15 protein-coding genes are annotated in these 21,071 nt (G+C 40.6%); 4 read left to right on the top strand and 11 right to left on the bottom strand.

From position 1 onward, the window contains the following. Positions 1 to 47 precede the first annotated feature (47 nt). Entirely contained in the window at positions 48 to 2,615 is a 2,568-nt protein-coding gene (locus tag QRD39_RS07870; protein WP_008535719.1) for an SEC10/PgrA surface exclusion domain-containing protein, read from the bottom strand. A 298-nt stretch (positions 2,616 to 2,913) separates the two neighbouring features. Here QRD39_RS07870 and QRD39_RS07865 point away from each other — a divergent pair, with 298 nt between their 5' ends. Further along, positions 2,914 to 3,504, top strand: a complete 591-nt coding sequence (locus QRD39_RS07865; RefSeq protein ID WP_285956159.1) for a VanZ family protein — start codon at positions 2,914 to 2,916, stop codon at positions 3,502 to 3,504. Positions 3,505 to 4,058: 554 nt separating this feature from the next. Here the strand turns inward: QRD39_RS07865 and rpsO are convergent. Next, positions 4,059 to 4,328: a 30S ribosomal protein S15 gene (gene rpsO, locus QRD39_RS07860; protein ID WP_008535715.1), complete on the bottom strand. Its 270-nt coding sequence runs from the start codon at positions 4,326 to 4,328 to the stop codon at positions 4,059 to 4,061. A 149-nt stretch (positions 4,329 to 4,477) separates the two neighbouring features. Next, the gene (locus QRD39_RS07855) at positions 4,478 to 5,635 is read right to left on the bottom strand and encodes an MFS transporter (protein ID WP_285956158.1); all 1,158 of its coding nucleotides are present in this window, start codon (positions 5,633 to 5,635) and stop codon (positions 4,478 to 4,480) included. Positions 5,636 to 5,741: 106 nt separating this feature from the next. Here QRD39_RS07855 and QRD39_RS07850 point away from each other — a divergent pair, with 106 nt between their 5' ends. After that, positions 5,742 to 6,380 carry a Crp/Fnr family transcriptional regulator gene (locus tag QRD39_RS07850; RefSeq protein ID WP_285956157.1) on the top strand — a complete coding sequence of 213 codons (639 nt, stop codon included), beginning with the start codon at positions 5,742 to 5,744 and terminating at the stop codon, positions 6,378 to 6,380. A 93-nt stretch (positions 6,381 to 6,473) separates the two neighbouring features. Further along, positions 6,474 to 7,088, top strand: coding sequence for a peptide deformylase (def, locus tag QRD39_RS07845; protein WP_021144912.1), 615 nt, complete (start codon positions 6,474 to 6,476; stop codon positions 7,086 to 7,088). A 192-nt stretch (positions 7,089 to 7,280) separates the two neighbouring features. On the opposite strand, the gene QRD39_RS07840 is transcribed toward def, so the two are convergent. The 8 genes from QRD39_RS07840 to QRD39_RS07805 form a co-directional block, all read right to left on the bottom strand. After that, complete coding sequence (locus tag QRD39_RS07840; protein WP_285956156.1) at positions 7,281 to 7,862, bottom strand: hypothetical protein; 582 nt, start codon at positions 7,860 to 7,862, stop codon at positions 7,281 to 7,283. Positions 7,863 to 7,891: 29 nt separating this feature from the next. Continuing rightward, on the bottom strand, positions 7,892 to 9,046 hold the full coding sequence (locus QRD39_RS07835) for a DUF6287 domain-containing protein (RefSeq protein WP_285956155.1): 1,155 nt from the start codon (positions 9,044 to 9,046) through the stop codon (positions 7,892 to 7,894). Between the two features lie 52 nt (positions 9,047 to 9,098). Next, positions 9,099 to 9,428 carry a hypothetical protein gene (locus QRD39_RS07830; protein ID WP_037612849.1) on the bottom strand — a complete coding sequence of 110 codons (330 nt, stop codon included), beginning with the start codon at positions 9,426 to 9,428 and terminating at the stop codon, positions 9,099 to 9,101. A gap of 42 nt (positions 9,429 to 9,470) precedes the next feature. Continuing rightward, positions 9,471 to 12,050, bottom strand: coding sequence for an SEC10/PgrA surface exclusion domain-containing protein (locus QRD39_RS07825; protein WP_285956154.1), 2,580 nt, complete (start codon positions 12,048 to 12,050; stop codon positions 9,471 to 9,473). A gap of 385 nt (positions 12,051 to 12,435) precedes the next feature. Then, complete coding sequence (ilvA, locus tag QRD39_RS07820) at positions 12,436 to 13,686, bottom strand: threonine ammonia-lyase IlvA (RefSeq protein WP_004183868.1); 1,251 nt, start codon at positions 13,684 to 13,686, stop codon at positions 12,436 to 12,438. 109 nt (positions 13,687 to 13,795) lie between these two features. Beyond that, complete coding sequence (locus QRD39_RS07815) at positions 13,796 to 17,356, bottom strand: glycoside hydrolase family 66 protein (RefSeq protein ID WP_285956153.1); 3,561 nt, start codon at positions 17,354 to 17,356, stop codon at positions 13,796 to 13,798. A gap of 391 nt (positions 17,357 to 17,747) precedes the next feature. After that, the gene (dtd, locus tag QRD39_RS07810) at positions 17,748 to 18,191 is read right to left on the bottom strand and encodes a D-aminoacyl-tRNA deacylase (RefSeq protein ID WP_285956152.1); all 444 of its coding nucleotides are present in this window, start codon (positions 18,189 to 18,191) and stop codon (positions 17,748 to 17,750) included. 12 nt (positions 18,192 to 18,203) lie between these two features. Further along, a complete protein-coding gene (locus tag QRD39_RS07805; RefSeq protein WP_004183875.1) occupies positions 18,204 to 20,423 on the bottom strand; it encodes a RelA/SpoT family protein in 2,220 nt (739 codons plus the stop codon). A 169-nt stretch (positions 20,424 to 20,592) separates the two neighbouring features. On the opposite strand from QRD39_RS07805, the gene nrdI reads away from it, so the two are divergent. Next, entirely contained in the window at positions 20,593 to 21,051 is a 459-nt protein-coding gene (nrdI, locus tag QRD39_RS07800; RefSeq protein WP_285956151.1) for a class Ib ribonucleoside-diphosphate reductase assembly flavoprotein NrdI, read from the top strand. Positions 21,052 to 21,071: the final 20 nt, after the last annotated feature.

Here is a 21,071-nt window from a genome sequence, read left to right as displayed (position 1 = left end):
CCATCCACATTAAAAAAAAACGGCAAATGCCGTTTTTTTGTCTATGATTAGTTACGACGTGTACGTCTGTCAACAAAACCAAGGAAGGCCAAGATGGTCATAAAGAAACCTACAAGGCTAAGTCCTGCTGCAGCTGACTCACCTGTTGCTGGCAAGCTATCTGCTTCTTGTACAGGAGCTTGTTTCTCAGCTTTGGTTTGAACATAACTTACAGGAATTTGATCTACTGTTTGAGCTGCCTTTTCTGGTGTTGTGAAAGCAACAACCTTACCATCTGCATCATAAACAGGTACTGGTGTAAGACCTTTAGATGTGATGTCCGCAAACTCTTTAGCCAATTCTGTTTGACGTTCTTTGTCCGCCTTAGCTTTCATATAGTTATCAAAGACAGTTTGAAGAGTCGTATAGTCGCTTGTTAATTTATCACGTTTAGCGGACAATTCAACAAGTTTCGCACGCTCAGCTGAGAGAACACCTTTCGCCGCAGTCAATTTATCAAAGACTGTTGCACGTTCTGCCTTAGCCTTAGCTAGATTACCTGAAGCATTCGTAAGGGCTGCTACACGGTTCCTAGCAGCTGTCAAAGCTTGGTTTGCTTGTGTCAAGGCTGCTTGTTTCTTAGCAGTATCTTGTTTAGCAGCGTTATAAGCATTTGTCAAACGTTGCAAGGCCGCAGAGCTTGTTGCAAGATTAGCTTTAGCTGTTTGAAGCTCAGCTTGTTTTTCATCAAGAGCTGCTTGAGCTTTGCTGAGAGCTGCTGCTTTTTCTTGTGCATTATCATTAAGGTTGGCAACAGTAGCGTTAGCCTTTTCCAATTCTGATTTGGCTGTAGCAAGGGCTGCTTGTTTTTCAGAGAGGTTAGTCTGAGCTGTTGCCAACTTGCTTGCTGAAGCTTTAAGAGCAGAAAGTTCTGATTGTGTATTATTAAGTTTAAGAGTTGCAGACTCAGAGGCTGCTTTCTTGCTTGCTAAATCACTTTGTGCTTGATCGTTAGCTTGTTTAGCAGCTTCATATGCTTGCTTAGCAGCTGTTTGGTTTGAGCTTGGAGCTGGTTGAGATTGGTTAGTCTCATATGGATTAGGAATCTTAGTCGTATCAAAGTCACTATCAGGACCAGTAGAGTTTTTATTCACATTGTTAACGTGAACGTTAAAGGCACCTGCAACGACACTGACATCTGTACCAAGGTAAGTTTCGCCTCCATCTGCTAGAAGCCCTGCAATAGAACGAGCGTGGTTCCACTCTCTACCATTAAACATGAAGTCAAGCATAGCTTCAAATACATATTTCTTAAGGTCATTAAGAGTGAATGGACCTGTCAAACCTTGCCATGTGTTGAGGTTTTCACCAATACTTACACTATGGAAAGACTTACCAGCACGGTCAAGAGCTGCACCATCATGTTGGTTATTACGGATAGATTCCCAACCCCAGTTGTCAGCAACATAACCATCTGTAACACGGTCTGCTGCCAATACACTACCTTTAGATACAGATGTTTGAGTTGTACCAAAGGCTGTACGGATTTGGTTAACCAAACTTGAAGCATACAATGACAGATCTGTAATTTGAGCTTCACTAAGATTGTTCAAATCACTGATTGTCACATTTTTATCTGCTTCATTATCTTGGTAGCTATTGTTACTACGATCACGTTTGTTAACGTTCTTCAAAGTCTGTTCAGCTTGTGCTTTTTCTGCTGCTGTAGCTGTTTTTGACTCATATGTCTTAAGAGCATTGACATACTCTGACGATACTGTGAATCTTTGGCGAGCATTGGCTGTAGTAGCTGTTGAAGCTTCTGCTTTTTTCTTAGCTGCTTCGGCAGCTGCAAGAGCGGCTGCTTTTTCATTGGCTACTGTTTGGGCATTTTCATAAGCTGCTTTAGCTTGGTTGGCTGCGTTTTGATCTGCAGTCAATTGCCCTTCTTTAGCTGCAATAGCAGTTGCCTTTTCTTTATCAGCTGCCTGAGCGGCTGCCAATTCTTCTTGGGCTTTTTTCTCAGCTACTGTTGCTGCATCAAATACAGTCTGTGCTTTAGCCTGATTAGAGGCTGCATCAGCAGCACTAGAACCATTGAGAGCAGCTTTAGCGGCATCAACTGATTTTTGAGCATTGGCAACTTCTGTTGCTTTGGCATTGACCTTAGCTTGGTCTGCATTTACCGCAGCTTGTTGTTTGTCTGCTGCAGCTTTAGCAGATTTTTCTGCTGATTGAGCACTAGAAACTGCTGACTTAGCGTCATTGGCTGCTTTTTCAGCTGTAGTTACTTGACCTTGAGCAGCTGCAATAGCTTCTGGACTTGCCTCATTGGCTGCTGTTTGCGCCTGTTGCAAGTTGGCATCTGCCGTCGCTAGGTTGGCTTGCGCCTGGTTAACAGTCGCTTCGTTATTAGCAACTACTGATGCTTGTTGTGATACTGCTTGATTAGCAGCGTTGGCTTGTTCTCTAGCCGTTTCGACTTGGGCTTGAGTTGGGACAGCTTGTGTAGCTGTTGATGATACTGATGCTGTTGTTGAGGCTTGATCGTTTGTCGTTACCTCATCAGCTTTAGCAACTGTGGCAGAAACCGCAAGAGCTGCAATTCCGGCTGTCGCCAAAACCTTTTTATTCATAAGACGAACTCCTTTTTATGTTAAAAATTCACTACTATATAATAACATTTTAATAATATTGAAACAAGATGTTGACTCCTAATTTTTAAAATTTAATTGTTTTATAAGCTTTCACAGCTTGTTTACAAAAAATATTAAATTGTTAGTCAAAAGTAGAAATGCTGTTTCAAAGGCCCTTTTTAGTCTTTGAATTTGCCTTATCTGTTTATTTTACCAAATTTTCGTTACAATTTCTTAACTTTCTTTAAACGATTTTTTGATATAATGTGTACTCATCACATGCAAAAGGAGGCTTACGATGGCAAAAGGATTAAAATCATTGGGTGACATCTTACTCGGAATCGTTTCATTCGGCTTATCTTACTGGTTTTACAGAGGCCATCTCGAACAGTACGTTCATTACATCGCCCATTATGGCTTCTATTTTCAAGTTCTACTTAACATTGTAATCATCGTTTTGCTGAGTTATGTCATCTACGCCTTCTTGAAACTCCTCCTGACTAGAAAACTTAAAAAGCAGACACTACTCTTACTCTATCTGATTTACTTTATAGCCCTCTTTTATCTGCTTTTTTTGAAAAATATCGGCCTACAAGGCCTCTCGCTTAACCCCCTTTCTTTCGCCCGAGAACTGTACTGGGGAAGCCACTTTGTTCCTATCATGAACCTACTAATGTTTATTCCTCTAGGGCTCCTCTTCCCTTCACGGTTAAGTAACCTACTGCTTTGCCTTATTGCCCTATTTTCTATCGAATCCATTCAATACTTTGGGCATATGGGAATATTTGATTTAGGAGATATTGTCTTAAATATGTTAGGTATTCTTATTGGAAATGCCATTCATCAACTTCCTCAATTTCAAACACTCATCAAAAAAATCTTAACATAGAAGATGCCTCCAGACCTAAAATCTGGAGGTCATTTTTGCTTTATGTTTAAGTCATTGTTACTAATTGTAAACGACATTTTGAGAGGAATACACCCTCCAAAGACGGTGTCCCTGAACTCAGGCTAAAATCCTAGTGAAAATAAAAAATCTCCCCGAAGGGAGATGAATCTGGTTTATTTTACCTTACGATGCTAGGAACCGAAGCCGAAGATAATACTGAAATTCTAGTAAAAAAGAAAAGCTACCCTATAACAGAGTAACTTAACTTTTTTGTATTCAATCGAACACGGCCTAAGCACTTGGCAAAAAAGATAAAATTTCCTAGAAACTGAGGTTTCTTCGTCAATTTTCCTATTTTTGCTTTGTGCTTTTGACGGCCTTTGTATCTTGAATTAAACATAAACCAAAGACAAAAATAACAGCCCTCTGAGTCTAGAGAGCTGTTTTGAACTCGGGCTAAAATCCTAGTGAAAAAGATGAAACTCCTTGTGTTCCTTGAACACGACGTCGTTTCCCTATTTTCATACGGATTTTCTACGCCCTTAGTATCGTTATTAACGACGGAGTCCAAGTGAGCTGATCAACTCACGGTAACGGTTAACGTCTGTGCGACGAAGGTATGCCAACAAGTTACGACGGTGACCGATTTTTTTCATCAAACCACGGTAAGTAGCGTGGTCTTTTTTGTGTTGTTTGATGTGGTCGTTAAGGTGGTTGATTTCCCAAGTAAGGACAGCAACTTGAACCTCTACTGAACCAGTGTCACCTTCGTGACGTGCGTATTGTGCAATGATTTCATTTTTTTTCTCTTTTGAGATTGCCATGTTTTTTCTCCTTTTTTTGCTCCATCCGAGTCTTAGGATTGGCTCTCCTAAAACCAAGAAAGAGTTGGTTTGTCTTTACGACCTCTCTATTTTAGCTTATCTACTAATCTTTGTCAATCGTAAGATTCCTTGTTTAAGACTTTCATGGCCTAGGCTTTTTTGACCATTTTTGAATTCAGAAGGAATCCTAGGAAAAGTAGAAAACTGACCACAGCATAAGCTAGGAAAATCCAACTAAAACTTGGAGAGACCAGTGCCAACAATTTTAAAACATAAGGAGATACGGCTGAGCCTAAGTTGCATCCTAGGAGAACATAAGCCGTCGCCTTATTCAGCAAATTTCTAGTAATACGTTCAGAAAGACGGTTAAAGATAATGGTCAAAACAACATTGTAAAAGAAACCAACACCAACAGAAGACAAAATCAATATCAGCAAGTTGTTAGCTAGGGATATTCCAAGTAGGCAAGTAGATAGGCAAAACAGCGCCATTGGCAAGAGACGGTGCTTAATGTGACCGATTAGTGAGGCAAAACTAAGTCCAGCTACAATCCCAATTCCCTGCTCCAAACTAAGGACCAGAGCTGATTGTCCACTGGCAATGGTCTTACCATCAATTTGAAACAGGGGCACGCGCAAACTAATCGATGAATTAACGCAAATCACAAAACCTGCCAAGAGGGCCATACCTAAAATCATAGCCAAATCTTTTTTATCCAGACCTTGTTTACTTTTTTGTGCCTCTTTCTTCTCTGTCTGCTCCATTGGTGGTACAAAGAGGAGGTACATGGCTAGGATGATAAAACCAAAACCATAGATAAGAAAAGCAAGTGTCCAATGAATTTTCAGTAATTGTCCAACCAAAAGGGAACACGACGCTCCACCAATCAATTCCATGGAACCTCGAATCCCAAGCATTTGAACCCTCTCTTTGCCCTGATAACGCTGACTGATAATGGAAATAGCCTTAGCATTGATGAGACCAATTCCCATTCCAAAAACAAGACGTGACAGTAAAACAAGTGGATACAATTGAACAAAGAAGGGGAAGATTCCAGCACTACTTAGTAAGATTAAACCTGTCATAATCAATTGTCTATCATTTAACCATTTGTCAACAAAAGGGTTAAGTAAGAGCATAGCCACTACAGAAAATGAAGGAACAGACACTAAAAGCTCGACTTGAGAAGCAATATAGGTTGGACTATAGTAGTCCAACATAGGTGGTAGAGCGGTTGAAATCGAGAAGGCCGAAATCAAAAGCAAGGACAGCCCAAGCAGGCTTATTTTTTCTAAAATTTTTGTCATAGTATCGGGATAAGAGCATCCTTTCTTTACTTGTCTGATAGTTATTTTTTCATTATAATCTAAGAAGAGCTAAAAAAATAGGACCTAGGTCCTAAAAAGGAGACATATGCCTAATCCCACTACAAGACCTCAGCTTGACCAGGTCTTTCCTGTAGCCTACCTTAATCAATTACAAAAGGTCCCCTTTCAGAAAGGCGACTACATATGCACACAAGGGCAAGCTATCACTGAGCTAACCTACATTTTATCAGGTAGAGTAAAAATTGTTCGCTCCCTATCCAATGGTAAAGAACATATCCTAGAAATGCTTCACCAACCACAGCTATTGGGAGACGTTGAACTCATGACTAATCAATTAGCGGGTTCCTCAGTCATTGCCCTCGAAGACGTTCAGGCAGTTCAACTGCCATTAAATGATAAAGAATCGCTCCTCGAAGACCCAGTTTTTCTCTATCAAATTGGGCGTAACCTAGCAATGGCACTACATAAGCAAGGTATTACTGCCTCAAGAAATGTTAGCTACCCTGTCAGGGAGCGTTTGGCTACCCACATCTTGAGTATTGAGGAAGAGGGTAACTTCCAACTGTCGCCATCTATTTTAGCAGCCAGTTTTGGGACCAGCTACCGCCATGTCCAAAGAGTCATCAAACAGTTTATCGACCAAGGAATCATTGAAAAGGTAGCCTTTAAGACCTATGGTATCTTACAGCGACAGACCTTGGAAACACTAGCTTTTATTGATTAGAAAAAGCTTTCGCTGAACCCTTGATGGTTTAATTTTCACCCCTTTTGTGCTATAGTTATAAACAAGTAAATCAAAGAAAATAGAGGTAAATAAATGGACGCTCAAACTAAAATTATCCGCGCCAGCCATATGATTGATATGAATGATATCATTCGTGAAGGTAACCCAACCTTACGTGCTGTCGCTGAAGACGTAACCCTTCCACTTTCAGATGAAGATATTATCCTGGGTGAAAAAATGATGCAATTTCTTCGTAATTCACAGGATCCTATCATTGCTGAAAAAATGGGGCTTCGTGGGGGAGTCGGTCTTGCAGCCCCACAATTGGATATTTCAAAACGCATTATCGCCGTTCTCGTTCCAAACCCTGAAGACGCTGAAGGTAATCCACCAAAAGAAGCCTACAGCCTTCAAGAGATTATGTACAACCCTAAAGTCGTTGCCCATTCTGTTCAGGATGCTGCCCTAGGTGAGGGAGAAGGATGCCTTTCAGTAGACCGTGATGTCCCTGGCTACGTTGTTCGCCACGCACGTGTAACCGTTGAATACTTCAACAAAGAAGGTGAAAAGAAACGCATCAAATTCCGTGGCTACAATTCAATCGTTGTCCAACACGAAATTGACCATACTAACGGTATCATGTTCTACGACCATATTAACAAAGACAATCCATTCGCCATCAAAGATGGACTCTTAATTATCGAATAACGACAATAGCCCTCAGTAGAAATACTGAGGGTTTTAGTTTGGAAACAAGAACTTTCTTCTATTTACAAATAGAAAAAACCAACTTTCGTCGGTTCTTTTCTCCTTAGGTAAACTTGTCCTCAGACAAGCATATTGTAAAGTGTTTCATTACCGTGAAGATTAATATAACTTGGGTCAAAGGCTGAAAGACGATCAACGAGGAGAATTCCTCCGATTAGCATCAATTGCATCCTGATAATATCGTGCATCTGCTTGGTTTCCCCCACGTTCCGCACAACGTTTCTGATGTTGTAAACCTCTTTCAATACGGTCACGTTCATCCAAAGCCTTGTTTCTGTCATCTTGACGACGAATATTATTCTGAACAGAGGTATCCATACCACCACCCGATATCGTGTTACTTTCGCTTGGCTCATTCATTGTCTCTGAGAATAAATAACAAATAGCTATAGCTGCAAGAACTAAGAGGGCAATAATTATAGTTGCACTAATACCTAACCACGAAAGAATAAAAACTACCCAACCATACTTTTCAATGAACTGACCAAGACGAGGAACCAGACCAAGGATACCAGAAAACCACCAAACAGCAAGTACATAAACACTAGTATGAAAGGTTCCGCCTAGGAAATTTGCTAACCAGTCAGGAAAAGATAAATGTGTAATCAAAAAATCACTAAATGGTTGAAAAACATTGTAAAGAAGACCATAAGTATATTTCAAAGCTATAATCGTCACTACAATAACTAACAGCCACTTACCAAATTGCTTCATATTTTAACCTCTAACATACATTAACAAAATTAGTTTACTTTATAATAAAAATAACTATCATCAGTTGTTCCAAATAGCGACTGACCGGTCCATATACGGTCCTTATTTTTGTCTGATTGGTCATCTACGTTGTCATTTGATGAGGTAACAGCACTCGTTAAGGATACACCTGTAGGAAGAAATGCCATAGCTGCGCCACCAGGTCCTACGCCTGATTTTGGTCCAGTACTTGCAGTGAGGTAGCCATCTGTAAATTTCGCATATTCAGTCACTACCTTCTCTTTATCACTAACTAAACCGTTATTATCAAAGGTCAAGGTGTCACCTCTACCATTTTTCCAAGTTCCAGCAACACTAGAGAAGTCACCTTTTTGAATAGCATTAATATCCATGCCAGACTGTTTAGCATCAGACTTGCTTGAACTACTTTCTTTACTACTAGAGTCATTCTTAGCTTCATTTGTACTAGTCTGACTGTCATTGGAATCGCTAAAATCTTTCCATGACTCCTGACCTAGTTCAAATAAACTAGCACCACTAAGACCAACTAGACTTGTGCCATCTTTTGTATCTGCCATACTAAAGTCAACAGACTGTGTCTGATTGAAAGCTCCATTCTTAATTTCATAAGTTTCTGCCTTAGCTTCAGGTCTCATTCTCTGGAATTGTTGACAGTAGATGGTACCATCACTGTAAATCTTCATATCAGTCAAATAACCACCCTTGGCAGAAGTCCCAGCACTAATAGCAAACACAGGCTGATCCGTATTATTAAGATAATAAATAGCGTGTACCTTTTCAGGAGATCCAATTAGAAGTTCATCCTTACCATCCTTATTAATATCAGCAAAACTATATTGAATAGTTTCACCTGCATTGACCGCATCAAAAATAATATTAGTTGCATAAGCTTCATCAGTGGCGAGACCACTAGGAACAGAAGATACACTTTTATTCACAATAATCGGACGATAAATGTCTAGAACAGATGCATAGAGTTTTTCGTTATCTTCTTTTTTACTAGAACTACTTGAGGTTGAAGGAGCCTCATTCTGTGACTCTTTCACTTGAGAAGTTGTTGAAGTCGAATTTTTAATTTTCGTCTGTGATGTCGGTAGCTTCTGGCAAGCGACAAGTGGCAACAGACTAGACAACAATACAAGACTTAATAGTTTCTTTTTCATAATACCCTTTCAAAAGGAACTACCTAGCACAATCTAGATAGTTCCACTTTTATTATTTTTCTTTGGTTAATTCAGCTTTCAAACCTTTAGCAGTCAAGGTCAACTTATCACCGTCCAAGGTATAGTCATAGGTGATTCCTTTATCTGATTTCATAGTCTTATTCTTCTTATCTATGGTAAGTTCTTCATCTTGAGAAGAACTCATTCCCAAAAAGTTTGACTCTGAAGTCATGGTTGCTTTTTTACCATCAGACTTAAGTGTCACTTCAACTCCCATAGTTTTTCCCTTATAGGTCCCTTTAGGGCCTGAACTACAGGCTACCAAAACAAGACTCATAGCTAGAAGAGAAACACCTAATAACATTTTTTTCATATTTTTCATTTTACAATATCCCTTTTCAATAAATATGGTGTAAAGTCATCTTTATCCACGACGTTTACGAGCTGTCACACCTGCAAGTCCAAGGATGCCTAGTCCTGCTAAAAGATAAACTGCTGTATCGGTTTCACCAGTTTGTGGGAGTGGCGCTTGATAGTCAGTCGTGCCACGACGGTTTACGACTGCTTGCGTCGCCTCTGCTGTTGCTACTTGAGCAGCAGCAAATGATGTCGTATGAACTCCAACATATGTATTTGAGTTCACACGATTATTCTGAGTACTATTCACATCCTGTCTTACTTGTTTAGCTTTAGCATCACGCTCAGCTTGTCGGCGTAGCGCTTCTTCTTTTGCCTTTCGTTGAGCCGCTTCATAAGCAATACGAGCATCATAGGCAGCTTTTAAGTTAGTATACTTGGTGCCACTCAATGCCGTTTGAGCTTTCGCATTTGTTAATGCTACAATTGCTTTGTCATAGGCAACTTGAGCAGCATCTTGTGCTGCCACTACTTTGGCGTAAGCTTGTCGAGCAGTTTCAAGATTAGCTTTAGCTTTCACAAGTTGCTCATAAGTAGCTTTTGCATCTATTACTGCTTGCTCAGCATCTTTCACAGCTTGTTCAAGTTCAGCTAGTTTCTCTTTTGCTAATGTTGTAGCTGTTTTACGTTGTGCTAATTCTTGGTTAGCTACATCTAATTTATTTTGTGCAGCAGTCAAAGCATTTACAGCTTCATCACGGGCTGTTTTTGCCATATCCAAAGCTGCTACTTTATCAGCATGTGATGCTGTCACTGTTGCTAGTGTGCTTTCAGCTGTTTCAAGGGCTGCTTGGGCATTCGCCAATTCCGTTTTTGCGGTTGCCAATTTGGCTTCTGCATCGGCTGTTTGACGTGGTGTTGCTACCAATGCATCATATACGGCTTTTGCTTGTTCAAAACGTGTTTGTGCTGCTTGTGCTTGTGCCGTTGCGGTCACCAAGGCTGCTTGCGCTGCTCGGTCGGCAACTTCTGCTGCTTGCTTATCTGGAATTACGAAATCAGGTACATTCTTGCTTGAATCTAGCAACTTCTTATCATAATTAGCATAGTCATGTTCGGGCACTAAAAGTACATGTGTTTCAGTCATTGGAATGTCACCAAAACCTTGGTCTGTATGAGTCAATGTAATGGCAAGACCCAATGATGGTTGCTTAACTAATGAACCCACATGTCCATATGAACCATTCATTTCACCTTCGTATACAAAGCCTGCAACATTATCGGCAATTAATTGATACAATTCTGATTTTGTTGCTTCAACTTTATCTCCAACTTTATATAGACTGTTAGCATTGTCATCAATTTGATATGATGATTTAATAATATCACCAGCCATGTTTTCATAGGAATTAATAGTGTTATTTTTACTATACCAATAGCCCATTTCTTTTGCGGCTTCGTTGACCGCTTTCATATCATGTCCACTAAATGGGTCATGATTCTTAGCATATTTTTCAGCTACTAGGCTGGCAAATTTGATGGCATCGGTATTAACAACAAGTTTTGGTTGACCAAGTTGTGCACGAACATCATTAACCAAATAAGCCATATATTGACTCAATTCTGTTTGCAATTCAATTGGAAGATGCTCAACATCATATTTGACACCAGTTGTATCCGGTGTAAATGTGTCAAAATATGCGTCATTCAATTTGCTTGATTCAGCTTCTGATTGAATTACTTTATCTACAGCTGCACTAAGGGCTGCCATGTTATTTGTTGGTGCTTCAAACAACAAATATTTAAGGTTTTGCTTAAACTCATCACTCATTACGATATGTGTTGGGTGATTCGCATCTCTAAGCACTTGTGCTGTTTCATCAGCTTTTGTTTTTGCGGCATCAACATCACTTTTAGCAACTTGAGCGGTTTGGTATGCTTTTTCAGCATTGATATCTGCAGCTTTTATATCAGCATCAAGTTTTGCATCATTTTGTTTAGCTGTTTCAACGCTCTGTTTAGCTTGTGATACTTTGCTAGTCTTCTCAGCCAGTGTAGCCTGTGCATTGGTAACACCTTGTTTAGCTACTTCAACTTCCTTAGCACTTTTATCAACTACTGCTTGTTTTTCAGACTGAATTTGTGTCGCTTCATCAACCGCTTCCTGAGCTTGGTTCACATTACCTTGTGCTTTATTAACGGCTTCTTGTGCTTGCGACTGACTAGCCTCTTTTGTGGTAACATCCGTTTTCGCAGTTTCAACAGCTTCTTTAGCAGACTGTACCTTAGTTTCAGCTGTTGGGATAGCCTCTTTAGCCACCTGAATATTAGTATCTGTCGCTGAGGCTGCGGCCGTCTCTGCTTTTGCAACAGCATCTTGTGCTGTTGTGGTATTTGCTTTAGCAGTATCTAAAGCCTGCTTTTTACTGTCAGCCACTGACTGAGCTTGTGCTTGAGCTTCTTGATTATTTTCAAATGTTGCTTTTGCGGATGCAACTTGTTCTGCGGTAACTAACTGGGGCTGTGCCTGACTGGCTGTTGTCGTAGTAGTATCAACACTATCAGCATGTGCTTCTTGGCTAATGATACCTGTCGCAAGGACAGCTGTCGCCAAGGAAACTGATGAAATGATTTTCTTAGAATTCATCATAAACTCCTTTTGACTTTTAAACACACCCCATTAATTAAAATGCCTCACTAATTATCCCCCCCCCCGAAAATTTGTCAAGACTTTTTTGGTATTTTTTTAAAAAATTTAATAGCTTTTTTAGTATTCCTTAAAAGATAAAAACATTGGTATTACAACACTTTTACTAGTCGTTATATATTTTCAGAAAATAATTGCGCTCTTTCTTTCTAATCTAATATTTATATTTGCAAATACATTCGGACTCTTAAAGTGTATAAATAATAAAATTACAAGGCTTAACAGACTTATTTTGTTAAAATCTTTTTTAACTTTCTGTTTTTATTCTTAATAAAAACAAAAAACCAACTTTCGTCGGTTCTTTTCTTCTTAGGTAAACTTGCCCTCAGACAAGCATATTGTAAAGTGTTTCATTACCGTGAAGATTAATGTAACTTGGGTCAAATTCCGAAAGACGTTCAAGCAGGCCATCATAATCATTCTTATCACTAAGAGCCACGCCAATAAGAACTGGACCTTTGCCTTTATTGGCACGTTTGATGTACTCAAAACGAGTGATGTCGTCATTTGGTCCCAAGATATCATTTACAAATTCACGAAGGGCACCTGGACGTTGTGGAAAATTAACCACAAAATAGTGCTTGATGCCATTATAAATAAGGGCACGTTCTTCCATCTCTGGCATACGGTTGATGTCATTGTTACCTCCTGAGATGATACAAACGATGGTTTTTCCCTTAATCTCATCTTTAATCACTTCAAGGGCCGCTACAGAAGCTGCACCTGCAGGTTCTGCAATGGTACCAACTTTAGAGTACATATCAATTAAGGTTTCTGAAATCAGCCCTTCATCAACACCCAAGAGGCGATCCACATGTTTACGAGCCACTTCGTAAGTTTTGGTTCCCACCTTTTGGACAGCAATCCCATCCGCAAATTTATCGATTTCTTCGAGTTTTACAGGATAGCCACGGTCAAAAGCTGCTCTCATGCTACGAGCGCCACTAGCTTCAACACCGATAACCTCCATAGATGGTGCCACATCTTTGATATAAGTAGAAACACCAGAGATGAGACCACCACCACCTACTGGAACCAAGATACTATCAAAGGAAACACCCTCCTCTTGAGCCTGCTCATAAATTTCATAAGCAACTGTTCCTTGACCCGCTTGGACATTATAATCGTCGAATGGAGCAATGAAAGTCATGCCTTCAGACTTGGTATATTCCTGTGCTGCTTGAGCAGAAGCATCAAAGGTATCTCCCACCAATTTGATTGTTACAAACTTGCCACCAAAGAAACGGACTTGACCAATTTTTTGGTGAGGCGTTGTTACTGGCATAAAGATGGTTGCCGGAATCTTCATCTCGTTACAAGTGTAGGCAACCCCTTGAGCATGGTTGCCGGCTGATGCACAAACCACTCCACGTGCCTTATCCTCATCGCTTAACTGATGGATGGCATAGTAGGCTCCACGCAATTTGAAAGAGCGCACCTTTTGCATGTTTTCTTTTTTAATATAGATGGTTGCTCCGTATTTTTCAGACAAATAGCGATCAAAATCTAGTGGTGTACGTTCCACTACGTTTTTTAAGACTTCGTTAGCCTTTACGATATCATTTGCAGTAATCATTGGCTCTCCTTTGACACAATATTCAAACTATTTCTATTGTATCACAATTTTCAGAGAAATAGCAGTTTACCCAAAGAAAACTCCTTGTTGGCACAAAGAGTTTTACCTATTATTTGTTATCTTTTTTTGACATCAAGAAATTACGAAGGGCTGCCAGTGCGGCTGCACCTGCTAAAACAATGGCTGTAAGGATAGCCACAGCATGTTCCCCCCACTTATGAGATTTTGCTGTTTTGACAATTGTCTCTTTGAGACCTTCTGTCGTTCCTTTATCACCTTTTTGTGTTGTGGTTTTATTGGCAATATTAAGATTTTGACTACCACTGTAGGTGTTATCTGATGAGGCTGTGTTAGCAACTTCTTGAAGGGTCCCATGAGTGTAACGAACATTTGTCGTGATGCTATCAATCATCTCAACAATATTTCTAATTGTCCTTGCATCATATAAACCACCCTCAGTATCCTTTAAAATAGATACTGCTAATTTTTCAATAGAAGCTTCTGAAGATGCTGCTACCATAGAATGAACTTCTGAGCTTGCTGTTTCTGAATATCTTGCATAATTGCTAAAGAGTGACGCTGCTTCTGTGATTGTTTCTGAAGTACTTGGCAAGGATTCTGATACACGTGGAGAATCAGGGAATCTATTCCAACTATTGATGTTTTCTGATAGTCCACCAAGGATGACCTCTTCTGATGTGCCTACTGTTTCAGAAGTCGCCGAAGCCACTTCTGAAGGACTCACTTGACTTTCTGATTCTGTCAATGAAAGGACTGGTTCAGCCACTACATGTGATTCTGAAACGACTGTTGTCGTTGCAATGGCCGACTCTGAGACCATGGCACTGCTTGCAGGCTCTGATTCAGACATTGAAGATGCTGAAGCCCTTGTGTTGACTGAGGTTGCTGATGATACCGTTGCACTTTCTAAAATGTCTGATAATGCTTCTGAAGTCGCTAAGCTTATGGCCTCCGAAGCTAGTGTATTTACTGAAGCTGATTCTGGCGCTCCTTGACCAGAGTTAGATACCAGGTCTCCATCTTTCTCATCAAATGGTGTTTCTGATTCCATAGATACTGGGATAGCTGCTGATTTTATGAGTGTATCAACTAATGGTGCTGGTTGCATTGTTTCATCTGGTTGAACATGTTCAACAATCGGTTTCACATCTGTAGAAACTTCTGAATCTTTAGTTACTGATATGTTTTCTGAATGAGCTGTTTCTGAGCTTGCTTCAGCTGTTACGGTATTATCTGCTTTCTTACCAGCTTGGTTAGTAACTGATTTTAAGATAACCGGTGCTACCGGTGTTGCTCTTGTATCTTCCTTGATGTAAAGCATGTTCCAGAGAGTCAACTTAGGAACTGAAATGACAAGGACTGGTTGACCATTGTCATCTGTTTCAAGGCTTGCTTGTGCCTTCTTCATGCTTGAAGTTGCCCAATCATCTGGTGATGTCACATAGACTTGATTGGCAATCTTAGCGGCTTCTTGAGCTGTTTTACCTGCTAGGCTAAGACGAACTGTGAGATTTTCTTGTGCATCCGGTGTTTTATTATCCGCATACCCCTCTTCATTATGCCAGCCCGCATTGATACCCATCATGTTAATCATTTGAACAGTTGAGAAACCTTTTCCTGATTTAGCAAATGTCCAAACTTGATTTCCCGTCACACCTAGCGCATCTTTAGAAAGGATTTCACCAGCAGCATTCTTGATAGACACAGCTTGAATGCTGTTAGTCACACCCTCGCCACGAAGAAGGTTTTCGTAAGCAGTAATAAACTGTTGGTAATTGTAAAGCTTACGAATAGCATCCTTAGCCACACTCAGGTATTGAGTTGGGTAATAAGCACTTTGAAGGACGTTTAGGGCTGCATTAGCATTGGCAAGGGCTGCAATGGACATGTGGTAACCACCAGCTGCAGCTACTGTCGCATCTACGAGAAGAGTCGCATCGGTCTGCAATGGCTTACCAGCAAGGGCATCTTTACCAGCACCGTTAGTTGCTTTTCCGCCAGAAACAGTATAGTCAATACCTGGTTCTTCCATGTAAGCACCGACGATGAGTGATTTACCAGTTTTATTGCGGACCATATCAATGCGTGCTTTCAAATCCCCATAGGCAACTTGCATACGTCCTGGAAGCACTGAACCACCGTTTGTCCAAAGCTCATTATAAACAACATCTTGACGTGCCTTGGCTAATTTATCATCATTACCGCCATTGACATCATTGATTGTGATGTAATAGTTCTCACCAATAAGGTCTTTCATGGCATTAATAAATGATGCATATGAATCAGACATCATGTGTGAGTCAGCTTCGTCTGTGCTGTGACGGTGCTCATAATCTGTCACACGGTTGTCACCAATTGTATCACCTTGCCAACCATCAAATCCCATACGGTCCATGGCTGATTTCATGACACCTGCAATGTATTTTTGCCAATCAGGATTAGCTGGATCATAGTAAACTTGAGTTGGGTTGTCACCGATAGTGTAAGTCATCGGCTCACCCTTCTTACCAAAGCTGTCATAGAAATTATAAACCAAAGCAGCGAGCGGAAGGGCTGGATTCTTTGGATTTGAATCTGCTGAAATCATGTTATAGAGCATGGCAACAGCGCCAGACTTATGCACTTGATTCACCAATTCTTTAACGGCCTTAGTGTCAACCTGGGTGTGACTCCAGGTATTCCATTTTTGAACAAAGCTATCAACACCCTTTGGGAAAGGATTGGTAGCTTCACTATAAGCATCGTAGAAGAAATAAGAGTTAATATTCATAGACTTCATAAGCTCAAGCTCTTTACGGTAGGCCTTAAGATTTTTGACAAGGATACTATTTTGATCAGTCGGTGAACCTGCTACAATACCGTAACGTGGGAAGACTGTCCAATCATCTTCAACAGATAAGCCAACACGTTTACTTGTCAAGGCTTTACCCAATTTGTCGTTGACACTGATTGTCACCAAGTAACCTGTGTTGTTTATCAACCATTCTGACGCAACAGTCAAATTTGAAACCTTAACCGAAGCCCCTGCTGCCAATGTCACATCAACATTATCTTGACCGATGATTTCTGAAGCCTGTTGAAGGGTCAAGTTGACAGTCAAAGTTTGAGTTTCTGCTCTTGGGTTAGATACAACAACAGAGTAGTTAACATCACCATCAGCCTTACTATAGGCTGCTTTTGTTGTTTCTGGATCTGTCAAGTAAGCATCGCCATTCAAGTTTTGTTCTGTCACTCCAGTAACTGGTGTTACTTGGGCTGTTGAATGACGTCCTGCTTCCGTAGCATTATCAGATGATGATGTGATGGTTTCCACAGCAGCTGACTCAGGAGCTAGCGCTTCACTAGCTACAAGAGTTTCTGAGCTAGCGCTCTCTGTTGGTACCGCTTGGGAAAATACTGTGGTAGCAGTCGCAGTTGTTGCCGTATCTGTCGTAACAGCTGCAGACGATGGACCTATTTCTGTTGTTGCAACTGGAGCAACCACCTCAGTTGGTACCACGACCAAGTTATCTGCCTTGCTGGTAATGGCGGGGTTGGTTGCTTCGGAACTGACAACGTTATCTGCCTTGGCTACTTGACTAATTCCCAAGACACCACCAGCTACAAACAAACCTGATAATAATTTAGTTGACGATACTTTCTTTGACATCTATCTCTATCCTTCTACAAAATCTTTATCACCTCGGCGTTTCAAATTATCACTATTTTATTTGCATGCAGTAAACTCGAGTCGTTTTTAGTTTCATAAAAACCGCTTAGTGTTTCTTATGAAATTAATGTTAACTTAATCTTTTTTGTAAAACAAGGGAATTTCCGGTAATCCTCGTAAACGGTAACTTTTTCATCATGAATGGTCAGATTTTTTTTAGAAATTCTAGAGCAACATTTTTAATATCATTAAATATTCTTTATTTTTATCTCTCCAAAATGACAAAGATAATTCATAAATGCTGAAGATTCAGTCTAGCAACTTATAATGTCTTGAAGGTCATCTAGACTAGCAAAAAAACACTTCCCATACAAGGTGGGAAATGGTTTGCTTATCTATTTTTGGTATCTAAAATGATGGTCACAGGCCCATCATTAACTAGACTAACCTGCATATCTGCACCAAAGCATCCTCGTTCTACAGGAACATGGGTTGACAAGGATTGATTGAAATCGTCATAGAGTTGGCTAGCCATATCTGGCTTTGCAGCTCCTGTAAAGGCCGGTCGGTTCCCTTTTTTCGTATCCGCAAAAAGCGTAAACTGAGAAATCGACAAAATCTGGCCACTAACATCCTTAACAGAGAGATTCATCTTGCCAGCTTCGTCTGAAAAAATGCGCATATTGACAATCTTACGCACCGCATAATCCAAATCCTCTCTGGTGTCCTCTGGACCCACTCCGACCAAGAGTAAGAGACCCTGATTAATAGCACCAACCGTACGATCCTCAATAGCTACGGAGGCCTTTTGCACGCGCTGAATCACAATCTTCATAGCAAGAGCTCCTTAACCATTGGTACGTTTAACACTGTAAACATCTGGAATAATTTTAATTTTATCCACAAGACCAGTCAATTCAATGAGGTTGGCAATTTCAAAACTAACATGAATATTGGCAAACTTCATGTCCTTAGTTGGTTGCGCATTGACCGTCGCAATACTCTTAGTCGTATTTGACAAGATTTGAAGAACATCATTCAACAGACCTGAACGGTTAAGACCATAGATGTCAATCTCAGCCAAATAAGATTTATTAGCATTACGCTCATCCCACTCTACTTCAATTAACCGTTGTTCATAACCTTCCTGACTCTTGATATTATGGCAGTCTGAACGGTGAATGGCGATACCACGTCCTTTAGTGATGTAACCTTCAATTTCGTCTCCAGGCACTGGGTTACAGCACTTGGCAATACGCATGAGGAGACCTGAGGCACCTTGGATGATAACCCCATTTTCACTCTTGACCTTAAGAACCTCTTTCTTCTCAGTCTTGACTTCGCCACCCTTCATTAGCTCTTCAGCTTCAGCCTTAGCCTTAGCACGCTCTTCTTCACGACGTTCTTTTTCCGTCAAACGATTGAAGACAGCAGCAGCACTGATTTCACCAAAACCAACAGCCGCATAGAGAGCCTCCTCACTGCGTACGCTCATACGAGGAAGAATTTCCTCTATATGCTTCTTGTCCAGATATTTATTGGCAATGTAGCCCTGCTCTTGGAAGTAGCCAACCAAAAGCTCACGCCCCTTGGTGATAGAAGCTTCTTTGTCTTGATTTTTAAAGAATTGACGAATCTTATTTCTGGCCTTAGTGGTCTTAACCATCTTAATCCAGTCACGGCTAGGACCAAAAGAATTAGCATTGGTGACAATCTCAACCACGTCACCTGTCTTGAGCTTAGCAGTCAGAGGAACCATACGACCATTGACTTTAGCACCTGTAGCCTTTTCACCGACTTGGGTATGGATGGCATAGGCAAAGTCAATAGGACCCGAATCTTTAGGCAATTCCTGAACAGCTCCATTTGGTGTAAAGACGTAGATACGTTCTGAGAAGATATCCTCTTTAACAGAGTCCACAAATCCCATAGCATCGCCATTTGAGGCATCTTGGAGTTCCACGAGATCTTTAATCCAGTTCATTCCCAAAGCAGATTCTTTCGAATCTACCTTGCCCTTGATACCTTTCTTGTAAGCCCAATGAGCTGCAACCCCGTATTCGGCAACTTGGTGCATTTCCTTAGTACGGATTTGAATTTCAATAGGCCCTTTTGGCCCATAAACCGTTGTATGGATAGACTGGTAACCGTTGGATTTAGGATTGGCAATATAGTCTTTGAAGCGACCAGGCATGGGGCGCCAAAGCTCGTGGATGTAACCCAACATGGCATAAACATCACTGTGCGTCTCCATGACACAGCGAATGGCAATCAAATCATAAATTTGATCGAAGCGCTTCTTCTTATCACGCATCTTACGATAAATTGAGTAGATGTGTTTGGGGCGGCCATAAATGTCTCCGACAAGTCCCTGTTCAGAGGTATAGGTCTTGATTTTAGCGACAATCTCATCCACAAGTTCCTCACGTTCACGGCGTTTTTCCTTCATCATGTGGGAAATTTTGTAGAATTCCACCTCGTTAAGATAACGGAAGGCCATATCTTCCAGTTCCCATTTAATACGGCTGATACCCAAACGGTGAGCCAAGGGAGCATAGATTTCCATAGTTTCACGAGAAATACGCTCTTGCTTGTCCTTACGAAGATGCTTAAGGGTACGCATATTATGCAAACGGTCTGCCAATTTAACCAAGATAACACGAATATCCTTAGACATGGCCATAAGCATCTTACGGTGATTTTCAGCTAGTTGCTCCTCGTGTGACTTGTACTCGACCTTACCAAGCTTAGTAACACCATCTACGATATTTCGTACATCAAGGCCAAAATCTGCTTCCAAATCATCTAGCGTCTTTTCGGTGTCTTCAACGACATCATGCAAGAAACCACAGGCCACTGTCACTGCATCAAGATGGAGATCTGCCAAGATACCTGCCACTTGAATAGGGTGGATAATATAAGGTTCTCCTGACTGACGAAATTGCCCATTATGAGCCTCCGTCGCATAATGCCAGGCTTTTTCCACTAATTTTAAATCATCTGCTGACATGTAAGCCGAGCAAATGTCTAAAATTTCTTCGCCTGTTATATTTTTATCTTTAGCCATGATTTCTTCCTTCGCTACTTTTTAATTATCCTTTATTTTATCACTTTTACAAGTAAAGAAAAAGAGCTAGATAAGCAATTCTTAGCCAGAAGGAGGCAACTTGAAAAACACAATATCTTGTGTTAGAATGATTGAGCAAACACAAGATATAGATAGAAAGAGGACGCTTATGTCTCAACTTACCCTCGTGTATATTAGTCTTAGTGGCAATACCCAAAGCTTTGTCAAACGGATGTCTGATTATTTATCCCTAAAACACGGGATTACCTGTCGCCAAATCAATATTAAAGAACTCAATCATGAAACCTTCCAAGTGGACGAACCCTTTGTCGCTCTATTGCCAACCTACCTTGAAGGAGGCAATGGCATCGACAATGGAGATGTCGAAATCCTAACTAATCCACTGGGAGACTTTATCGCAGCCCATGATAACTACAAACGTTGCTTTGGTATCATCGGTTCTGGTAACCGCAACTTCAACAATCAATACTGCCTAACTGCTAAGCAATATAGTAAACGTTTTGGTTTCCCTATGTTAGGGGACTTCGAGCTTCGTGGTACACAGTCTGATATCGAACGTCTGGCACCCATTATCCTAGAAGCACAAAAGAACTTTAAACAACTATAAAACTAAAGCCAAAAAGCCCT

The sequence above is a fragment of the Streptococcus raffinosi genome, assembly GCF_030284685.1.
Taxonomy (GTDB): domain Bacteria; phylum Bacillota; class Bacilli; order Lactobacillales; family Streptococcaceae; genus Streptococcus; species Streptococcus raffinosi.
This window is presented reverse-complemented; position numbering and strand designations above follow the sequence as displayed.